Source organism: Blastopirellula marina, from assembly GCF_002967765.1.
Classification (GTDB): Bacteria; Planctomycetota; Planctomycetia; order Pirellulales; family Pirellulaceae; genus Bremerella; species Bremerella marina_A.
Genome location: NZ_PUHY01000004.1, coordinates 442,417 through 462,487, shown reverse-complemented (window position 1 = coordinate 462,487; position 20,071 = coordinate 442,417). Strand labels below are relative to the sequence as shown.

The 20,071-nt window shown below is 54.3% G+C and carries 14 protein-coding genes and 1 tRNA gene; 5 read left to right on the top strand and 10 right to left on the bottom strand.

The features are described from left to right. Positions 1-68 precede the first annotated feature (68 nt). Entirely contained in the window at positions 69-815 is a 747-nt protein-coding gene (locus C5Y83_RS03235) for an SIR2 family NAD-dependent protein deacylase (protein ID WP_199194968.1), read from the top strand. An 11-nt stretch (positions 816-826) separates the two neighbouring features. Here the strand turns inward: C5Y83_RS03235 and C5Y83_RS03230 are convergent, their stop codons facing one another. Continuing rightward, positions 827-1,576: a sugar phosphate isomerase/epimerase family protein gene (locus C5Y83_RS03230; RefSeq protein WP_233207067.1), complete on the bottom strand. Its 750-nt coding sequence runs from the start codon at positions 1,574-1,576 to the stop codon at positions 827-829. A 287-nt stretch (positions 1,577-1,863) separates the two neighbouring features. Here C5Y83_RS03230 and sppA point away from each other — a divergent pair, with 287 nt between their 5' ends. Then, positions 1,864-2,925, top strand: coding sequence for a signal peptide peptidase SppA (gene sppA / locus C5Y83_RS03225; protein WP_105328373.1), 1,062 nt, complete (start codon positions 1,864-1,866; stop codon positions 2,923-2,925). Positions 2,926-2,980: 55 nt separating this feature from the next. On the opposite strand, the gene C5Y83_RS03220 is transcribed toward sppA, so the two are convergent. From C5Y83_RS03220 to tkt, 7 genes are all read right to left on the bottom strand, one after another. Continuing rightward, positions 2,981-4,519 carry an SLC13 family permease gene (locus tag C5Y83_RS03220; RefSeq protein WP_105328206.1) on the bottom strand — a complete coding sequence of 513 codons (1,539 nt, stop codon included), beginning with the start codon at positions 4,517-4,519 and terminating at the stop codon, positions 2,981-2,983. A gap of 16 nt (positions 4,520-4,535) precedes the next feature. Beyond that, entirely contained in the window at positions 4,536-5,180 is a 645-nt protein-coding gene (locus tag C5Y83_RS03215) for a tetratricopeptide repeat protein (RefSeq protein WP_105328205.1), read from the bottom strand. 121 nt (positions 5,181-5,301) lie between these two features. Continuing rightward, entirely contained in the window at positions 5,302-7,212 is a 1,911-nt protein-coding gene (locus tag C5Y83_RS03210; protein ID WP_233207065.1) for a TrkH family potassium uptake protein, read from the bottom strand. Between the two features lie 22 nt (positions 7,213-7,234). Next, a complete protein-coding gene (gene trkA, locus C5Y83_RS03205; protein ID WP_105328204.1) occupies positions 7,235-8,578 on the bottom strand; it encodes a Trk system potassium transporter TrkA in 1,344 nt (447 codons plus the stop codon). Positions 8,579-8,590: 12 nt separating this feature from the next. After that, positions 8,591-8,971 carry a (2Fe-2S) ferredoxin domain-containing protein gene (locus C5Y83_RS03200; RefSeq protein WP_105328203.1) on the bottom strand — a complete coding sequence of 127 codons (381 nt, stop codon included), beginning with the start codon at positions 8,969-8,971 and terminating at the stop codon, positions 8,591-8,593. A 149-nt stretch (positions 8,972-9,120) separates the two neighbouring features. After that, on the bottom strand, positions 9,121-12,024 hold the full coding sequence (locus C5Y83_RS03195) for a hypothetical protein (protein ID WP_105328202.1): 2,904 nt from the start codon (positions 12,022-12,024) through the stop codon (positions 9,121-9,123). Positions 12,025-12,299: 275 nt separating this feature from the next. Next, positions 12,300-14,342 (bottom strand): transketolase, encoded by a 2,043-nt coding sequence (tkt, locus tag C5Y83_RS03190; protein ID WP_105328201.1) that lies wholly within the window; start codon positions 14,340-14,342, stop codon positions 12,300-12,302. Positions 14,343-14,676: 334 nt separating this feature from the next. Here tkt and C5Y83_RS29300 point away from each other — a divergent pair, with 334 nt between their 5' ends. Next, a complete protein-coding gene (locus C5Y83_RS29300) occupies positions 14,677-14,898 on the top strand; it encodes a SlyX family protein (protein WP_158262212.1) in 222 nt (73 codons plus the stop codon). Between the two features lie 37 nt (positions 14,899-14,935). On the opposite strand, the gene C5Y83_RS03180 is transcribed toward C5Y83_RS29300, so the two are convergent. Next, on the bottom strand, positions 14,936-16,243 hold the full coding sequence (locus tag C5Y83_RS03180) for a hypothetical protein (protein WP_146117603.1): 1,308 nt from the start codon (positions 16,241-16,243) through the stop codon (positions 14,936-14,938). A 501-nt stretch (positions 16,244-16,744) separates the two neighbouring features. Between C5Y83_RS03180 and bcp the strand changes: the two genes are divergently transcribed. Beyond that, complete coding sequence (gene bcp / locus C5Y83_RS03175; RefSeq protein ID WP_105328198.1) at positions 16,745-17,221, top strand: thioredoxin-dependent thiol peroxidase; 477 nt, start codon at positions 16,745-16,747, stop codon at positions 17,219-17,221. A gap of 72 nt (positions 17,222-17,293) precedes the next feature. Here the strand turns inward: bcp and C5Y83_RS03170 are convergent. Next, positions 17,294-17,367 (bottom strand) — tRNA-Val (locus C5Y83_RS03170). A 442-nt stretch (positions 17,368-17,809) separates the two neighbouring features. On the opposite strand from C5Y83_RS03170, the gene thrS reads away from it, so the two are divergent. After that, positions 17,810-19,816, top strand: coding sequence for a threonine--tRNA ligase (thrS, locus tag C5Y83_RS03160; protein WP_105328196.1), 2,007 nt, complete (start codon positions 17,810-17,812; stop codon positions 19,814-19,816). Positions 19,817-20,071 lie beyond the last annotated feature (255 nt).

Sequence of the window (20,071 nt, the reverse complement as noted above, 5' to 3'; positions counted from 1 at the left end):
ACAAGTCTTGCCCTGCGTTTCCACTATGCAGGGCAGTAAATGAAGCTGATTTTTTAGGGATAATTCACGTGTCGTCCGGAATCAAACTCGTTGCCTTGTGGCTGAGCAAGGCCAAGTCGGCGGTCGTTTTCACGGGGGCTGGCATCAGTACCGAAAGCGGAATCCCCGATTTTCGTTCACCAGGGGGCGTTTGGACGAAGTATCGAACCGTTTACTTCGACGAGTTCTGCCGCTCTGCCGAAGCCCGCCACGAGTACTGGAATCAAAAGACGGAAGCGCACACCGCTTTCGCTGCCGCTTCGCCCAACATCGGACATCAGACGATTGCCAAGTGGGAGCAGTCAGGGCGAGTGCGTGGCGTCATCACGCAGAATATTGATGGCCTGCACCAAATTAGTGGGAGCAAGGACGTTCTTGAATTGCATGGAACGGCCCGCGAAGCTTACTGCCTCGATTGCGACGCCCGGTTCTCCATTGATCCACTCGTCGAGCACTTCCGCCAAACTAATGAAGTGCCCCTATGCGCTGATTGTGGTGAAGGTCGGCTCAAACATGCGACCGTCTCGTTCGGGCAGATGCTTCCGGAGAAGACGCTCGAGCGGGCCTATCAATGGTGTCAGGAAGCTGACTTGGTGATTTCGGTCGGCTCGTCTTTGGTGGTCCACCCGGCTGCAGGCTTGCCCGAATTGGCCAAGCGTTCTGGTGCCAAGCTGGTGATTATCAACCGCGACGAAACCGGCCTCGATTCGATGGCCGATATGCTGATCGACGGAAGTTGTGGCGAAGCGTTGGCGGCCATTGATGCCGCGTTATGAGCGATTGCTTCTTAGAGCAAGCTTTCCAGCAGAAGACGAATCTTCCGCATTTCGGCCATCTGGTCTGTGTCAGGCAGGGGAGGCATGTGAACGGTCAGAGCTCGGTTGTAGCCTGACTGTTCCAACTGCGTGATCAAGCGACCGTACTCGACTTCCCCTTGACCAACGCGTACATGCATCGCGTCTTGGCGTGTGTCCCGCAAATAAATATGGGCCACGTACTTTAAGACCTTGTCGTAGCTCTTAGGGCCATCTTCGCGGCAGATGAAATGGCTGGGGTCGAGCGTGATGCCGAGGCCTTTAACGTTGTCGCAAAGCACCTGAATAGTATCGCAGTCCTGCGACAAGCAGCCGACATGCGTGTGCATGCTGGTCACAATCCCTTCTGCAGCGGAGATCGCAACCATCTCGCGGAGGTGCTCGACCTCTTCATTGAATGGCGTTCCGAACTCACCACTCGGAATGGTGATCGACGAAACCTTTACCGCTTTCGCCAGGCGGCAGATCTCTTCGTACTCGCGGTAGCGATCGTCCCCTTGGGCGGTACTCAGCAGACGAAAGTTCGAGATGACCAACCGCTGCGTATCGTGACAAATATCGATCGCACGTTGTAGGTTATCGCGAACATCGGAAGGTCGCAGATGGTCGCCGTTTTCATCCAGCGTCATATCGACGGCGCTAAATTCCAAGTCGACCAGCTTTTCCATGCAATCACGCAAGGGTAAGTCGGGAAAACACTCGGTCGAAGCGGAAACAAACACGGCTCGACTCCTTCACCTGCCATAGGATGTTCTAGAAATACTAATTATCACGATTGGATAATCCGGCGTAGCTTACCGGGATTGGGCATGTTTTGACAACACCAGAGTGGAAACCTCTCATAAATTGGCTGAATTGCCAGGCAAGCCGCTTCGCCAAATTGCCACTCCCTGGCTGGAACGTAGAATAACGGAAACTACGTACCCCCACTGCGGCTTAGTTTGAATACGAAATTCCTTTTTTTTGCAGGCAGGACCCTCGAATTATGGCCAATCAGGATCCCTCGGACATGGTCCAACCGCTTTCCAATTCCCCCCAAGCACCGCCTCCTCAGCAAATCATCATCCAGAACGGCTCGCGTGGCAGTATCCTCTGGCGAATCCTAGCAGTCTTTGGCTGGCTAGGTGTCATGTTCTGCGTACCGATCATCTTGGCGCAAGCCATCAGTTCGGCAAGCTACTACAACACCACCGAAGGTGTGTCCGAGAAATACTTCTCCGGCGATAAGTCCGCCGACGACAAGATTGCCGTGATCAACATCACCGGCGTCATCATGTCAGGCGAAGGCTACATCCGCAAGCAAATCGATCTCGTTCGCGAGGACAAAGATGTCAAGGCAGTCGTCGTCCGTGTCGACTCGCCCGGCGGCACCGTAACCGGATCGGACTATATCCTGCATCATCTGAAGAAGCTGAAGGAAGAACGGGACATTCCGTTGGTCGTCAGCATGGGCGCCATGGCGACTTCGGGCGGTTACTACGTGTCGATGGCGGTGGAGGACGAAAAGGATTCGATCTTCGCCGAACCGACCACCACCACGGGTTCGATTGGTGTAATCATTCCGCACTACAACGTCTCGGGACTGATGAAGGAATATCACGTTGAAGACGACTCAATCATGAGTCACCCGCGCAAGCAGATGCTGACTATGACCCGTGAAATGTCGGAAGAGAATCGCGAAATCTTGCAGGAATACGTCAACCAGGCGTTTGGGCGATTCAAAGACATCGTCAAGGAAGGACGCCCTCAGTTCGCGGCCGATCCTGAAAAGCTTGATGTGCTGGCGACCGGCGAGATCTTCACGGCAAATCAAGCACTGGACTCCGGTTTGGTCGATAAGATTGGTTTCATTGAAGAAGCCGTTGCGCGGGCTGCCGAGTTGGCCAACATCGAAGTGGGTTCGACCCGCGTGGTAACTTACACGCAACCAACCTCGCTATTCGACATAGGCCTATCGCAAAGCAAAGCGATGAACTGGGATAAAATGCTCGAGCTCTCGGCTCCGAAAGCATATTACATTTCCAGCTATCTGCCGCCGATCGTCAGTTCGTTCCCCCTGGGTGCGAACTAGTCCGGTTTGGTTCCGCATGCCAATTCGAAGGAGGTCTGATATCAGGCCTCCTTTTTTAGGCGCTGCCGATCAGGATTCGTCCCAGCACCAGGACGGTGGTCGAAACCAGAATGATCGAGATGATGTTAAGCACGATTCCCGCTTTCACCATCTTACCAATCGGCACGCGGCCAGAACCGTACACGATGGCATTCGGCGGTGTGGCCACTGGCATCATGAAGGCGCAGCTTGCGGCCAATGTTGCCGGGACCAACAGCAACAAGGGAGGCACACCGAGCTCCTGCGATGCACTGCCTAGCACAGGATTGAACGTCTGCACACTCGCCAAGTTCGAGGTGAACTCCGTCAACCAGATCATCCCCGTGGCCGTCACCACGACCATCGCAGAATGCGACATATCACTCATCAGGCTCGCCATGTGCGATCCCAGATAGAGATCGAATTCGGAAGCCTTGACCGCTTTGGCTAATGCGGTGCCTCCACCGAAAAGCAGCAACACGCCCCAAGGAACCTTCACGGTCACATCCCAATTGAGCAGCGGCTGACGAGGCTCGCTCTGGCCACCTCGGGGAATTAGAAAACAGAGCACGGCCATGGCGATCGCCGTCGTCGCGTCACTCACGTACTGCTTGCCATCTTCGGTGACGAACGCCATTCCCCAGCCCCAACCTTCGACCGGCTCGCGCAAGATCCACAGCAATGCGGTCGCAAAAAAGACGGCACCGACGCGCCACTCTGCGGCGGACAAAGGCCCTAACTTGTGAAGCTCGTCCAAAATCACCGCGCGACCACCAAGCGATTCTTTGCTGCTTACGGGATACAACAAATATCCCAGAACCGCCCAAGCAACAAACAGGAACACCGCAGAGAAGGGGAGGGCCATCAACATCCAAGCCAGGAACGAAACGTTCGGCTCGTTGGGAAACGTATCGCGATAAAACGACGCGAAGGCGATGTTCGGCGGCGTTCCGACAAGGGTGGCCACACCACCAATACTGGCTGAATACGCGATACCCAGCATCAATCCAATTCCCAGGTTCTTCCGCGACGATTCGTTGATCAGTTTCAAGTCGGCAACTGCCAGAATGCTCGTAGCGATCGGCAACATCAGCAGCGTGGTCGCGGTATTCGAGATCCACATCGACATGAGCGCTGTCGCCAGCATGAACCCCAACAGCAGCCGGGCCGGATTATCCCCCATTATGTAGACGATCGTTAGCGCGAGTCGCTTATGCAGACCAGCTTGTTCAATCGCCAGGGCAATCAGAAAGCCGCCCAGGAAGAGGAAGATGTTGTGATCGCCGTACGCAGCGGCAACCTCTTTGACTGGCTGAATTTCAAGCAGCGGAAACAGGACTAATGGCAACAACGAGGTCGCTGCCAAAGGAATGGCTTCGGTTAACCACCAAATCGCCATCCAGGCAAACGCGCCTGCCATGGCGTTAAGCGGTTGATCGACCGGCTTGAGTTGAAGATCAACCGCCAACCAAGAACCAACCGTGGGCATGCTCCACAAGACGATCGCGGCCAACGGGCCGAGCCACAAACCAATCCTGGCCGCGAGGGTTGGCGGCTCTTTTGTCGCTTCGGCCAAGTGACTGCATCCTTGCTTAGAAGTTGCCAGTAATCTCTACACGAATCGATCCGCGATTGTCATCGTTGTAGATATCGTGCATCTTCAACAACAAGCGGCCAGTCTGTGGCATGCCCATTTGCTTTTGGGTGCCGATCGTGAATGGAACGGTATCCTTATCTGGAACAGCCGACTTGGCCACAACGCCGATCAGCGAACCAAGACGATAGTCTCGCATTTCACGTGGAATTTCTAAACCGTTGGCGTCCCCGATGTGGGCGAACATCCATTCCCCTTCGGTTCGAAACGTAATCGGCGTTCCCGCGACGACATCGATCCCGGTATCTTGCCAGCCTTCGCGAGCTTCAACCGTAACGATCTTCTTGTTGGCGGTCGACAGCTCGCCGTTGATCACTTTCATCTTCTCGACGGCTGGCTTGTAATTGGGAACCAGTTTCAAGATCTCTGTGAAGGCAACGCGGGCCTTCTCCCAATCTTTCTTGCGAGCATACTCATCACCAAGCTTTTCCGCTTTGCTGACAAACTCACGATGAATTTCAACCAACCGTGGATCGGCTGGCAACGAAAGGGGTTCTTCTTTAGGCTGCTGACGGCGCTGCGCGTAAGCGTCCGTCTGCAAAAATCCAGCGGTCAAGAACAGACAGAAAATAGCAAATCGCATTTGAGGGGAATTCTCCTAAGAGAAGCGCGCGGAGGTTAATCTCTATTAAAGTTCTAGCACGCGTAGCTTGCAAGCACGTGGCAATCAATGAGGCGTTTGCGCATCATTTTGACCGAATTGCCTATCGCGACCGCCAGAATCGTGGCATCAAGAGCACCAAAACGGCGAAAATCTCGAGTCGCCCGATCATCATCAACGCAGTAAAGAGCAGCTTCGTCCACCAACTGAAATTGGCGTAGTTCTGCGTGGCGCCAATGATCCCGAGGCCTGGACCGACATTGTTAAGTGTCGCCGCGACGGCGGTGGCACTATCGATTAACTTGTGTTCGATATGCTCGTCGGTCGTTCCCCATGTCGCATCGGGTTCAAGCGTAACGATCGACAACCAACCGAACACGAACAGAACGAGAATCAAGCTGAAGTAGATCAAAATATTGGTTTGCAAATCAGGGTCATCGACCGGCTTGCCACCCAAACGTAACGGACGCACAACCGACGGATGGTACGACTTTTCTAGCTGCAAAAACAAAATCTTGTGGAAGAGGATGTGGCGAATCACCTTCAATCCACCCCCTGTACTACCAGCACAACCACCAACAAACATCAGCAAAAACAGCACACCGCGGCCAAAACTGTTCCACTTATCAAAGTCATGCGTACCGTAACCGGTTGTCGTGATAATCGACACCACTTGGAACAATCCGTTGCGCAGCGCCAGTTGGGCTTCGGTAAAGAACGACGTGTTGGGATCGATGATGAAGTCATCGTAAACCATTCCGAAGCAGACAACACAAATCGTCACGCCGACAATGATGCCCATGTAGTATCGCCACTCGATATCACCGATCAATCGATAAGCCTGACCGATCATCAAGAAGTAAAGCAACGTGAAGTTCGATCCGGCAAGCACCATGAAGACGATAACGACGTATTCAATCCAAGCGCCGCTTGTATGATCGACTTGATAGAAGTGACCAAGGCTCGCATTGTATGTACTAAAACCGCCCGTTGCTAACGTACCAAATGCGTGGCAAATCGCATCGAAGAAGTTCATCCCCAACACCCACAATAGTGCCGTCAGAATCACATTTAAGCCGCAATACAGCCCGGCGAACATCCAGGCTGTATGCTGCATACGAGAGTGAGATCCTTCCTTGCTTGGGCCAGGGATTTCATTCCGCATGAGCGCTTTACCCGCGGAGCCTTGCCCTAGGATCACCACGAATAGCACGATGATCCCTAAACCGCCGAGAAAGTGCGTACTGCTTCGCCAGAATAAGACGCAGTGCGGCAGACTGATCGGATCTTCCAGATCCGCGATTACGGTGGCCCCAGTCGTACTGAAACCTGATTGCGATTCAAAGATGGCGTCGGCGATGTTCATGCGAACGCTACGAATGCGATAGTGCTCGGATCGATCGAGCGGACTATCGGGATCTTGCCCAGGACGAATCAGCACGCCTCGCCAATGGGGCACCTCACTTAGTTCGTCAAAAACGTTTTTGAAGTCCTGAGTCGGCTGATCACCTGGCTCGTAATGCTTCATCTTGGCATCGTACTGTTCCGCCAATCGCTGTGGCGAAAGCCCTTTGGCGCCTGCCGACACCAACGAATGCACCAACGCAAACTGTTCTTTGTTTAGCGGCGAGACCGGGTCGCCATAGACTTGGGGTGCAAGCTCGTACGAATCGAACAATCGCACGGCCAACTTGTTGCACGATCCGCTAAGAATATACGGCATCGCTCCCAAAATGGTCGCCACAAGCCAACTCAGCCCAACGACCGCCATTGCTTCGCGGCGATACAAATCTCCCTGAGCATGACGACCAATTCGCCAGAACACGGCCCAACTAATAATGCTTAGCAAAATCGAATAGATCAGGCCAAGGAAGCCGTACGTTTCAAATTGCTGGAAGTCTTCGCCGGTGCGGTGCCCCAACTGCGGCCAAGCCCAAGGCAGGCTGAACACCATCGTCACGCCAATAATCAGGCAGACGATCGAAAGCAGTCGACACACCAAGCGATAGTTCATGATGCCCTAAGATTAAGTGCAATTAGGAAGTTTCGTCGAACAACTTCACGACGGGATCCAACGAAGCTTCGTCCACTAGCACGATTACCGTGTCGCCAGGCGTCAGACGATCGTCGGCGGAAGCCACACGAACGTAGTCGGAACTGAGGATCGCCGCGATCAGACAGTGAGTCGGCAGTTTAAGATTAGCGATGACATGTTGCGTCGCTTTGACGCCAGGCATGACCTCGAACTCGACGATGGCGATCCCGCCTCCAGGCAAGTTCTTCTTGGAAATGATCGGGCCACTATTAAGCAGTCCTAACACTTGCCGGGCAACCACATTTCGCGGGCTAACCGCCAAGTTAATACCCAGCTTCTCGACCACGTTGGCGTAGTCTGGCCGCTGTACAATCGCCATACATTCAGGCGCGCCGATTTCGCGAGCCTCGACGCAGGACATGATGTTGTTTTCATCGTCGCCGGTGCACGCGACAAAGACGTCGGTCTTGCCAACACGCTCTTCTTCGAGGATCGCCTTTCGGGTCGCATCGGCATGCACGACCGTCGTGTGTTCCAGCAAGCGTGCCAGGAACTCGCAGCGTTCCATGTTCTCTTCCATCATCGTCACGTGGTATCGCTGGCCTTCCAACATACGAGCCAAAGCGAGCCCCGTTTCACCGCCGCCAGCAATCACCACCGAGCGAACCGGTGATGACTTCACCTCAAACTTTGATTTGACGTTGTCGATTTCTTCGCGGGTTCCAATCAGCGTGATGTGATCGCCCAATTGAATCGAGTCACCAGCCCCTGCAATCCAGGTCTTGCCTTGCCGTTGAATCGTTCCAACACGCACCCCCTTGGGCAGGCCCACTTCCTTGAGCGGCTTGCCAGTAGCCGGTGCGGGATCGTCGCAGATGATCTCTTGAACTTCCAGTTCGCCGCGGGCAAAGTTCTCGAGCACCGCGCTACCAGGCGAACGGATCGCACGGACGAATTCGACCGCGGAAAGATGCTCAAGACTCAGAAAGCGGTCGATCCGAAAATGTCGCTGATAATCAAACGTGCTCAGGTCACGGAAAACCCGTCCGTAGACACGTGCCACGCTACGCCGAGCTCCCATCGCTTTCGCCATGCTGGCTGCGACAATGTTCACTTCGTCGTCGCCGGTCAACGCCAGGCAAAGGTCGCAGCCAATGATGCCCGCTTGGAACAAGATCGCCGATTCGGACGCGGAACCATGTATGGCGCGGATATCGAGTTCGGCATTGATCGCGCGGACGTGATCTTGATTGCTTTCAACCACGGTGACGCTGTGATTGTTTCGGCACAGCAGGTCCGCGATCCACGTTCCGACGGTCCCAGCTCCTAGAATGACGATTCGCATGAACGTGAGCCCTTAGTCTCCCTGCGTCGGTTCAGCCGCGGTCGATTTGTCTTTCTTCGCCGCTTTGCCGCATCTTAGTAGTTCGTCGGGAATCCGTAAGTCTTCTAAGATATTTCCGGCCAGAATTGTCTCGTGAATGATGCGTTCGGCATCCTCCACGCCAACTCCGCCATACCAGATCGCTTGCGGATAGATCACAACGACCTGACCGTCGTCGCATTGGTCTAAACAACCGGAATCGTTGGCACGCACGTCCGCTTTGATCCCAAGCCGCTTGATTTCCTTTTTCAAGGCAGCGCGTAACTTACCAGGATCATGCGAATCGGCCTTTGGACGCCGCTTGGACGGCTTGCATTTGCCGCAGACAAAGATGTGGTGCGTGAACTTCGACATGCTGTTAGTCGTAGTCCGTCGGGTCATTGGCCCGTCGGATGGTCCTAATTGCGAACAGAAAGCCTACCATCCTACGATTTCAGGCCACCGATACTAGCCCATCTCAATTAAGCGTACCCACCACCCGAGGGTCAATCATCAAGCTGCGGTTAGGAATCCCCCTCTTTAAGCCCAAGACGGGACAGCCAATTCCCCTTGGCTGGCTTTTCCTGACCCGGCTTTGCAGGGGCCGCTTTGGACAGTCGAGCTTTTTCTGTTTCCAATTGAGCGATCTTTTCTTCCAATTCGGCTCGATCACGAGCAATCTTGGCGCGCTCGACCGAAATGTCGACTTCTGCTTTTCGCAGCTTCTCTTTCCATTGACCTTGTAGCGTTTTCAAGTTCTCGCGTTCTTGAGCAATGAGCTCGTCTTGATCGAGCATCTGCGCGATCGCATGAGCACCATGTGCGACGCCTCCTTCATTAGCATTCGCCTCGACTTGCTCGAGTTGTTCGCGCAGCTCTTCGATCTCCCGTTCCTTGGCGGCAACCGCTTGCTGACCGTTATCGATGGCTTCCTGAATGGAAAGCTTCTCAGCGGCTTCATCTGGATCGTCGTCGTTGTATTCCGCTTCCAACTGGGCCAGCATACGACGCTTCGTCGCCTCCCAGTCGCTGCCACCGTCGTCGACGACCGCACCACCCGACTTGCGAGCGTTTTCCAAATCTTTCGCGAGCTTGGCGTTCTCTTTCTTGAGATCTTTCAAGTCGTCCAAGGTTAGCTGCAAACGGCTTTCCAAAGATTGGACACGTTCGTCATCGGGAACTCCGCCTCCTTCGATTTGATCCTTAAGATCGGCGATCTTCTCTAACAGCGAATCACGTTCTTGACGCAGGTGTGCGAAATCTTCGTTGGTGACTTCGCCGCCACCCGCCTGCAGCGACTCGTTCTCTTCCCGCAGCTTGGCTGCTTCTTCCTGAAGGGTCTCCAGCTGACGTCGCAGACTGCTGACTTGTTCGCGACTTTGTTCATGGTCGCCGCGGGCCTGGGAAAGAGCGACCTGTGACGCCGCCAACTGGCTTTCCAACTCGCCGTTGGCTTCTTCGATTTGCTTTTTGAGCGATTCGTTCTCGAAGCGAAGCTTGTCTTGCGAATCATTCAGATCGCCATGCTCGGCATCTCGTTTCTCCAGACGAGCCAACAAGTCATCTCGTTCACCTTTGAGATGATCCAACTCTTGTTCCAATTGCGAGATCGCGTCGTAAGCCTGACTTGCTTCGCCCATGTTCTGCTGAGCTTCGTCACGCTGCTTTTCAGCTGCTTCCAATTGGGTACGAAGTTGAGCGAGCTCTTCTTCTTTCGCAGCAAGTGTCGATTGATGCTCGGCGGCCAAAGAATCGAGCTGTGACTTGTCAACGCTACCTGACTGAAGCGACTCGAGCTCTTGCTTGAGTCGTTCGACTTCATCGTTCGCTGCTGCTGCCTGGGCAAGTTGCTCGCGAAGCTGGGTGAGCTCTCCCTCTTTGGCTGCCAAGGCATTTTGATGCTCGGCTGCTTGCGAATCGAACTGAGATTTGTCGACGGTGCTCGCCTTGAGCTGCTCCAGTTCTTGCTGAAGTCGACCGACCGCTTCGTTTCCTTTTTGTGCCTCTTCCAGCTGACCACGCAGCTGCGTCAGCTCTTGATCCTTCGCGGCCAGGGTGTTCTGATGCTCTGCCACTTGCGAGTCGAACTGCGAACGATCGACCGTGCTGCTCTTAAGGTGCTCTAGCTCTTGCTGGAGTGGCCCAACTTGCGACGCGACTTGTTCTGCTTCGCTCAGCTTGGCTTGAAGATCGGAAACTTCCTGCTGCAGCGAAGCCACTGCCTCGCCAGCTTGGTTAGCCTGATCGAGATTCTGCTGTAGCTGTCCGCGTTCCTGCTCGGCCGCTTCCAGCTTGGCTTGCAGTTGCGAGAGTTCGTCGTCCTTCGCGGATAGCGTATGTTGGTGGTCAGCCGACTGAGATTCTAGCTGCGATTTGATTTGATCGATCTCGCCGCCGAGTCGCTGCCTCTCCGATTCCAGTCCTTGCACCGTGCCCTGAGCGGCTTGCAGCTGCGATTGCAGCTCGGCAATCTGTTGCTCGGCTTCCGAGCCGTTTTGAGAGAGACGCGAATTCACTTCGTCGCGTTGCTGTTCCGCCAGTTGCAGCTTTCCAGCGAGATCGTCGGCTAGAAGCTTTTGCTCTTGCAGGCTACCTTCGAGCTCGGCGTTTTGCGATCGGGTATCGGCCAGTTGCTGCTCGATCCCTTGCTTTTCACCCTGCAAGGAGCCGAGTTCGTTTTGAACCCCTGATACTTGCTCTTGAAGTTGATTGACTTGTTTTTGGAATTCGTCGGAGCGATTTTGCTCGCTAGTGAGTGCCTGCTCCAGATCAGATACATGGGAGGCCCGATCGTCGGCAGCTTTGCGAGCCAGCTCAAGTACCGAGTTGGCTTCGTCACGCTGGCTGGTTACTTGTCCGAGTTGCGACTCCAGTTCCGCAATCCGAGCATTCAGTTGGTTCTGTAGCTCTTCCGCAGCTTGGCCATTTTGCTGGGCAGCCTGAAGGTTCTTGAGCGCTTCGCTATGCTTGGCCTGTTGGTCGAGGATCTCCTGCTGCAGGCTGGCCTTCGCATCGTTGACCGACTTCAGATCAGCATGTAAACGATCGCGTGCGGAGATGAGCTCGTTACGTTCGGCTTCCCACTGCGCACGCGTCCCTTTTTCTGCCTCGAATTGCTGTAGCTGGGCTTCGAGTGCAGCTTCGCGTGCTTGCAGCGCATCGATCGACGCGGCCAGCTCATTTGACTGGCGCTCGAGGTCTTCGGAGGAAGCCTCGGCGGCGGAATCACGCTCGTTGAGATGGCCTTCCTTCTCAACCAGTTTTTGCGATATCTGCTGCAGTTGCTGCGAGATACGCTGCTCAATTTCGCTGACGCCCTGACGATGACGTTCCAGAAACTCGCGCGCACGCTCCCGCTGCAAAGTGGCTTTGCTCGCAATCTCTTCCAAGTTCGCGATGTCGTAAGTATGGGGATCTACGCCGTCCATGTCTTGGTCGTTTTCGTTAAATGAGACGTGTCCATTACTTCATGTGTTTTCTCATGGCGTACCGCCGCCAAGTTCAGTGGCGCGGAACGGCCTACTGTTCTATAGGTTAGGACATGTGACCGGTCAAAAATGGGTTTCGGTCAGAATCGAAGTGAGAGACACACGCTAAAACAATCGTGCGGGAAGTACCGGATAGGCCGATTCTGACAGCGCAATAAAAAACCCCCTCCGCACTGGAAGGGGGTTTTGCTGATTCGATTACGACAATCGTGCAATTAGCTACCGATCGACTTCTTCGCAGCTTCCACAACGTGGTCAGCCGTGATACCGAAGTAGGGGAATAGCTCGTCCGCCGGGGCACTCGCTCCAAAGCTGCTCATGCCCACAAACTTCCCTTGGAATCCGAGCACGCGATCCCACGGCTGCTGAATACCTGCTTCGACGGCAACACGAGCGGTCACCTCGCAAGGCATGACTTCCTTCTGGTAAGCGGCGTCCTGTTCGTAGAACAATTCCAAGCAAGGAACGCTGATCGCACGGGCTTTCACCCCTTCGGCGGTCAGTTTCTCGTAAGCCTGGATCACCAGCGATAGCTCGCTACCGGTACCCATCAGCAGGACTTCCGGAGTTCCGTCGCAATCGGCGATCACGTAAGCTCCCTTGGCCGAGTTGCCCGAGCAAGCGTACTTTTCACGATCAAGCGTCGGCAGGTTCTGACGAGTCAGCACCATGACCGAAGGACGATCGGTCAGTTCGATCGCGGCTTTGTAGCAAGCACCGACTTCGTTCGAATCGCCAGGACGGAAGACGGCAACATTCGGAATCGCGCGAATTGCAGCCAAGTGCTCAACCGGTTGGTGGGTTGGACCATCTTCGCCAACGCCGATCGAATCGTGCGTAAAGATGTAGAGGACCGGTGCCTTCATGATCGCCGACAAGCGGAGCGAAGGACGCAGGTAATCGCTGAACACGAAGAAGGTAGAAACGTACGGACGCAAACCGGAAAGTGCCATACCGTTGCCGATCGCGGCCATGGCATGTTCGCGAATACCGAAGTGGAAGTTACGACCACAGTAGGTCCCCGGCTCGAAATCGCCTGCCCCTTCGAACGTTAGACCGGTCTTGGTTGATGGTTCCAAGTCGGCTGAACCGCCGAGCAAACCAGGCAACTTGGCAGCAATCGCATTGAGGACCTTACCACCAGAAGCACGCGTGGCGACACCCTTGGCGTCAGCTGGGAAAGTCGGAATATCTTTGTCCCAACCTTCTGGCAATTCGCCTGAAATGATCGACGACCAAGTCGCGGCAGCTTCGGCATTCTCCTTTTTGTACTTAGCAAAGTCCGCTTCCCACTTCGACTTGGCTTCCGCGCCACGTGCACCCAGGTTGGCGTTGAAATCTTCGTAGACCTCCGCTGGGACCTCAAACTTGTCGTAAGTCCAGCCGTATGCCTTCTTGGTGGCGGCGATTTCGTCGTCGCCCAGTGGAGCACCGTGAGCTCCGTGCGTGTTAGCCTTGGTCGGTGCGCCCCAAGCAATGATGCTTTTCACGACGATCAAGGTCGGCTTGTCGGTCGTCTTCTTGAACTCGGTAAACGCCGCATCCAATGCTTCCAGGTCGTTCGCATCTTCGACTTCGACCACGTGCCAACCCAACGCACGGAACTTGCCAGGCATATCTTCGGTGAACGCCAGATCGGTGTCACCTTCGATGGTGATCTTGTTGTCGTCGTAGATCCAGCACAGGTTCGACAGCTTCAAGTGACCGGCAGTCGAAGCGGCTTCGGTCGAAATGCCTTCCATCAAGTCGCCGTCGCTGCACAAAGCGTAAACATCGAAACCGAACAGGTCGTATCCTGGCTTATCGAAGCGAGCGGCCTGCCACTTCCCAGCGATCGCCATACCGACACTGTTCGCGACACCCTGACCCAGTGGACCGGTAGTGGTTTCGATACCAGCAGCTTCGTGAACTTCCGGGTGACCAGCACACGGGCTGTGCAGTTGGCGGAAGTTACGGATGTTGTCGATCGTGATCGAAGGCTCGCTGGCCCCGTCTGCTTTTTTAACGCCGGCGACGTGCAGCGTGCTGTACAGCAACATCGAAGCATGACCGCACGATAGGACAAAACGATCTCGCGATGGCCAGCTTGGATTCGCCGGATCGTACTTCAGGTGCTTGTTCCACAGGGTGTAGACGATCGGGGCCAATGCCATTGGCGTTCCGGGATGGCCGCTATTGGCCTGCTGGACCGCATCCATGGACAGCGTTCGGATGGCATTGATTGACAGTTGCTCAATACTGGTCGTGGAAATAGACATATTTCGTTCGGAACTCACTAGCCAACGTAGAAAACCAAGTCGTGATAAGCCCCAGACAGAGGATTGGACCCGGTTATGGAAATGGATTCGCCCTGGCGAATCAGTCGTGATTTGGACACATTAAGTCAAGCATTTTAAGTCCAAAAGAACAGAGAAGTCAACGCAACCGCCGCGCTGCATTGGCCTTATGCTCCTCTCCAGCCGGCTATCTTCTGTCGGTCAATTCGGTTTCAATGAAATTTCCGAGAAGCCAGCCCTCGCCTGGACGTCGACAGACCACACTAACCGTGCCTTTACGAACAAAAAAACGCCCCATACTCAAATCGATCATCCCATGACCGAAAAAAGCGATGTCGAAAGAATTACAACGCTTGAAGAAAAATACGCCCATCTCGAGCGAATTGCGGCTGACTTGAACGATGTGATCATCGATCAACAGAAGCGGATCATAAAATTAGAAACGCTTCTACATCGAGCCGACGAGAAAATCGATCAGCTTCATGCGGCTTTAGATCAACCACGTTCCGCAGTCGACGAGCGACCACCGCACTATTAATAGCGTAAGACCCCGGAAATGCCCATGAGTCGGCAGTTTATTCGCCCGACACGAGGGCGTCTTCCAGCATGCCCTGGACGGCTGTCATCACCTCTGAGACATAAGCAGTGATGTAGCCAGAGAACTGATCGAACTCTTGCAATGTGTCGATCAGTTCACCATCAAAGATCAGTTCAATCTCGGTTTCGTAAAGCTCTTCATCCTCAAGAACGATCGTCAGCAGTACTTCGGCGTCGTCCTCAGGATTCGCCCCTTCACTGATCGAGGCACTTCCGGTCAGGCGATTAATCTGTACGGCCGTTTCCCAGTTCACCCCGGCGAAGACGACCTGGAAGATGTCCATCGTGCCAGGCAGAACAATGCCGGCCTGGAACTGGTCGAGCAGAAACACCGGGGGAAGAGGATCTTGCCCAGTCCCGTTACCTGGATCGTTGGGATCGTCGCCACCGCCAACAACTACGCCGCCACCGCCACCGTTGCCATTATCTTCCGGCAGGGTCCACGCATCCGGGTAATTATCTGGAAACTGGATATGCTCGTCGGTGTAATCTTTGCCGAAGTTCTGGACGAAGAACGAGAAATCGACGAGTCCTACCGCGCTAGACTTGTTGAAATCAGCAAACCACGCGTCTCCATCGCTGGGGGAATCAACCGATTGGCCGAACACTTTTGCGAAATCGGCGAAATCGGCCATCCCAATTCGCTGATCGTCATTGAGGTCGTAAATGACGGGATATAGTCCCATTTCCGGCATCGGGGAATGGGATACCGCGACGTTTGCATCTGCATTGGTTGCCGCGAGATTCGAGGTATTCAATTCCAGCGAGTAAGGCCCAACGCTTCCTGTTTCTCGATCGAGCAGAACGTTATCGCCATTCTGCGGCACGGCTTGGAAGAAGACCCGTGCAAACAGAACCCGCTCATTTGCCCCGAGCGTAAGGCCGGCGGTCGCACCGTGAATCTGATCGACACTACCACTTGCGTCGTCAATTGTGTAAGAGCCTGCTCCCTCGAAAGAGCGACCAAACTGGATCGAAGTTGCCGACGTCAAATCGGTACGATAACCGAGATCTAACCTCAGATCCTGGACATCGACTGGTGCATCTCCCTCGCCATGCACCCAGATCTCGACTGCGAACTTATCCCATTCATGGGTTCGCTCCATGCTCGGTGGAAGCATCGCCATGGCGTCACGGCCGGTATCGTCCGGAAGCGTTGCCGTGGAAACGACGGCAAAATCGACCATCACCGTCGAATCACCCGCCAGTAGATCTTTGCGCTCCAATAGCTGGAGACTCGGTCGACGCCGAGCTTGCGTATTTTGACTTGCTAGTCGAGACCTCATCCGCCTCATCTCGATAACGATCACGATCCTCAAGGCACTCTGCGAACCCTTACTACGTGCAAGGAGCAGATATGACCTGATGGAATTACGGTTGGAACTAGGAAGGGCCAGGGCTGCGCGTACCCAGACCGCAAATCGGATTGGTGAGAGTTCGGCAACGCCGAACGGCTGCAGCAGGAGACCCGCCGCAGGGTTTTTGCTCTCTGTTCCGTAAGGCACCAACCAATCCGCCTTTGGTGTCTTACGCGCAGTGTTTGTTCCAACGAAGCGAGTGCCAGGGGGTAACTGCCAACCCACAGCACCATTTGTTATATACAAGGGTTAACCCTAACAAAACCAATTTGCTTCGGAATCGCTCAAGTTTTTCCAGCAAATCACCGACATTCGGCTTGCTTGACCCGCGAGAAAGTATCGCGCGCAATCAGCAAGACAGTTAGGAGTGAAGGTTCGAGCAACTCACGGGGACATGATCCCCCATTAGACACGCAAGGAGCTACTACAATGGCAGAATGGGTTGAAGAAGGCTCTAAAGCCCCCAGTTTCACATTGACATCGGACGATGGCACCAAGGTCAAACTTGCCGATCTCAAGGGTTCGATCGTCGTCCTTTACTTTTACCCCAAAGATGACACGCCTGGCTGCACCAAGGAAGCATGTGCGTTTCGCGACCGGGAAAGCGAACTCACCAAACACGGCGTCAAAGTTCTCGGCGTCAGCCCAGACGACAAAGACAGCCATGCCGCATTCCGCGATAAGTTCAATCTCAACTTCCCCTTACTGGCCGACAAAGACCACAAAGTCGCCGAGAAGTACGGAGCGTGGCGGGAAAAGAACATGTACGGCAAGGTCAGCATGGGTATTCAGCGGAGCACGTTCCTAATTGACGCCGACGGCAAGATTGCCAAGGTATGGAAACGCGTCCAAGTTGATGGCCACGATGCCAAAGTCTTGGAGGCCGTCGCCAAGCTGAAAGGCTAGATGTAGCGTACAAGTTCTGTCGGCGCATTAAAAAAACGGAACCCGTACGAGGGTTCCGTTTTTACGATTAAGTGGGCGATACAGGATTCGAACCTGTGACCCCTACCATGTCAAGGTAGTGCTCTAACCAACTGAGCCAATCGCCCTAGACTGAGATGCTTGCTACAAGCATATATCATTATTTGGCCCCCGAAGGGTTTAACCAAAGACGTAGTTTGCCTTCAACACGGCCAACCCGTCAAGGGGCTGAGAGGAAAAACAGGATTTTGCTTCCTCTGCCGGGCTGTGTGACTCGGCAAAAACGTTACTTTTGAACTTGCCGCCGAAAAACCTGCACTTTCGCTCTTACGTAACTTCAGGCAATCTATACACTTCTCACGGCGAACCTTGCCTCATGCGGAATCGTCCTGCTTCACTAGAAAGGTGGAGCCAATGCATTGGCAGAAGGTTCGCCCTGGCGTTCCATTCGATCGCTTCGTATCGAATCCACAGAACGCTGTTCCCGATTTCGCGGTTTTAGTGACATCCTTTGTTTCGATGTCCTCGCAGGATCGGACTTGGTCATTTTGAAATGAAAACGCACGCATCATGCTCGAGGTCATTCTTCCCGACGGATCCAAGAAAGAATTCGATCACGCAGTCACTCCCATGGAGATCGCTGCCGACATTGGCCCTGGTTTGGCCAAGGCAACTCTAGCGGGTGAAATCGACGGCAAAGTCGTCGGATTCGATACCAAGCTGCCCGAGGAAGGCACCGTCAATCTCCGGTTGCTCACTAAGAAAGACGAAGAAGCCCTTGGGGTCATGCGGCACAGTTGTGCCCACATTATGGCCCGCGCCGTAATGCGGCTGTTCGATGGCGTTCAGTTGGCCTTCGGCCCGACCATCGAAGGAGGCTTCTACTACGACTTCGATTTGGAACACAAGCTGTCCGAAGAAGACTTCCCGGCCATCGAAGCCGAGATGAAGAAGATCATCAAACAGGACGAGCCATTCGAACGTATCGAACGTAATCGTGACGAGTCGCTGAAAGTCGTCAAAGACCTCGGCCAGCAATACAAGATCGAGCACATCGAAACGGGTCTGAAAGATCACGCTTCGATGTCGTTTTACCAGCAGGGCGAATTCGTCGATTTGTGCCGCGGCCCGCACGTTCCTCGCCCCAAATCGATCGGTGCTTTCAAGATACTTTCCGTAGCAGGTGCCTATTGGAAAGGTGATTCCAACAATCGCCAGCTACAACGTTTGTACGCGACCGCCTTCTTTAACAAGGAAGACTTGGAAGCTCACTTGGCGAAGATCGAGGAAGCTAAACGCCGTGATCACCGCGTGCTCGGCAAGCAGTTGGACCTGTTCTCGATCAATCCGCTGGTCGGTCAAGGGCTGATTCTGTGGTCGCCTAAGGGAACCATCATTCGCAACTTGCTGACCGAGTTCGTTTCGGAACAGCTTAAGAAGTTCGAGTACCTGCCGGTCGTCACTCCCAATATTGGCAAGGTCGATCTTTACAAGATCTCGGGGCACTATCCGTATTACAAGGACAGCCAATTCGCTCCGATTCATCAGGCCGAGGACGAAGAATACCTCCTCAAGCCGATGAACTGTCCACATCACATCATGATTTATAAGTCGCGGCCACGAAGTTATCGTGAGCTGCCATATCGCTTGTCGGAATTCGGCACCGTTTATCGCTACGAGCAGTCAGGCGAGCTCAACGGGATGACCCGCGTGCGTGGTTTTACCCAGGACGACGCTCACATTTTTTGCACCGACGATCAAGTCGAAGACGAGTTCCGGAAGTGCATCCAGATGACTCAGTACGTGCTGAGCAGCTTGGGCCTATCCGATTACCGTGTTCGCCTCGGTTTCCGAGATCCTGATAGCGGCAAGTACGTCGGCAAGGAAAAGGTCTGGGACCAGGCCGAAGCCGCCTTGGTGAAAGTCTGTAAGAACATGGGCATCACCGCGACTGCGGAAGCGGGTGAAGCGGCGTTTTACGGACCGAAAGCCGACTTTGTGGTAAACGATTGCCTGGGTCGCGAATGGCAGCTCGGTACCGTTCAGCTCGATTATAATCTGCCCAGTGCCGAACGTTTTGACCTCGAGTACATTGGCCCAGACAACCAACCTCATCGGCCGGTGATGATTCACCGCGCTCCGTTCGGTTCGCTGGAACGCTTTATGGGTGTGCTCATCGAGCACTTTGCCGGCGCCTTCCCCTTGTGGTTGGCCCCTGAGCAAGTTCGCATTTTGGTCGTCAGCCAGAAATTCGAGGATTACGCCCGGAAGGTCGAAAAAGAGCTACAATTAGCTGGCTTCCGCGTCAGTGGTGACTATCGACCAGAGAAGATCGGTGCCAAGATTCGGGCAGCCCAACTGGAATTGATCCCCTATATGTTCATTATTGGGGGACGAGAAATGGAAGAAGAAGCGGTTGCCGTCCGAGACCGCATCGAAGGCGATCTCGGCTCGATGAAAATCCAGCAGGCAATCGATAAGCTGAAGGAAGAAGTCGAAAATCGCGTAGTCCGGCAGGTCTTCCGCGGGTCAGCTGGCCTCGGCACTTCCGCAGCCAGTTCAAGCGAAGACTACTGATTCGCCCCAAAAGAAACTTAGCCACCCCCTCATAACGAGGGCGTGGCTCGTCCGTGATCCATTCGCATTCATCGATCCGCGCAAGCGGGGTGGCTGCGAGGGAAGATTCCGAGCCATTACCACCCGGAAAGGTGGCAAAATTTGGTGAATCTGATTTTCACGCGTTAACGCGGACGAAACTTGACGATAAAATGACGGCAATGTGGTACGATTTTACGGGTTGTCCACATCTCACCTAAACATTTACCCGTTTCC

Excerpts from the sequence above, each read along its gene's own strand:
- sppA (WP_105328373.1), top strand. The coding sequence starts at position 1,864 with ATGGTCCAACCGCTTTCCAATTCCCCCCAAGCACCGCCTCCTCAGCAA.
- C5Y83_RS03215 (WP_105328205.1), bottom strand. The coding sequence starts at position 5,180 with ATGCGATTTGCTATTTTCTGTCTGTTCTTGACCGCTGGATTTTTGCAG.
- C5Y83_RS03210 (WP_233207065.1), bottom strand. The coding sequence starts at position 7,212 with ATGAACTATCGCTTGGTGTGTCGACTGCTTTCGATCGTCTGCCTGATT.
- trkA (WP_105328204.1), bottom strand. The coding sequence starts at position 8,578 with ATGCGAATCGTCATTCTAGGAGCTGGGACCGTCGGAACGTGGATCGCG.
- C5Y83_RS03200 (WP_105328203.1), bottom strand. The coding sequence starts at position 8,971 with ATGTCGAAGTTCACGCACCACATCTTTGTCTGCGGCAAATGCAAGCCG.
- C5Y83_RS03195 (WP_105328202.1), bottom strand. The coding sequence starts at position 12,024 with ATGGACGGCGTAGATCCCCATACTTACGACATCGCGAACTTGGAAGAG.
- tkt (WP_105328201.1), bottom strand. The coding sequence starts at position 14,342 with ATGTCTATTTCCACGACCAGTATTGAGCAACTGTCAATCAATGCCATC.
- C5Y83_RS29300 (WP_158262212.1), top strand. The coding sequence starts at position 14,677 with ATGACCGAAAAAAGCGATGTCGAAAGAATTACAACGCTTGAAGAAAAA.
- C5Y83_RS03180 (WP_146117603.1), bottom strand. The coding sequence starts at position 16,243 with ATGAGGTCTCGACTAGCAAGTCAAAATACGCAAGCTCGGCGTCGACCG.
- bcp (WP_105328198.1), top strand. The coding sequence starts at position 16,745 with ATGGCAGAATGGGTTGAAGAAGGCTCTAAAGCCCCCAGTTTCACATTG.
- thrS (WP_105328196.1), top strand. The coding sequence starts at position 17,810 with ATGCTCGAGGTCATTCTTCCCGACGGATCCAAGAAAGAATTCGATCAC.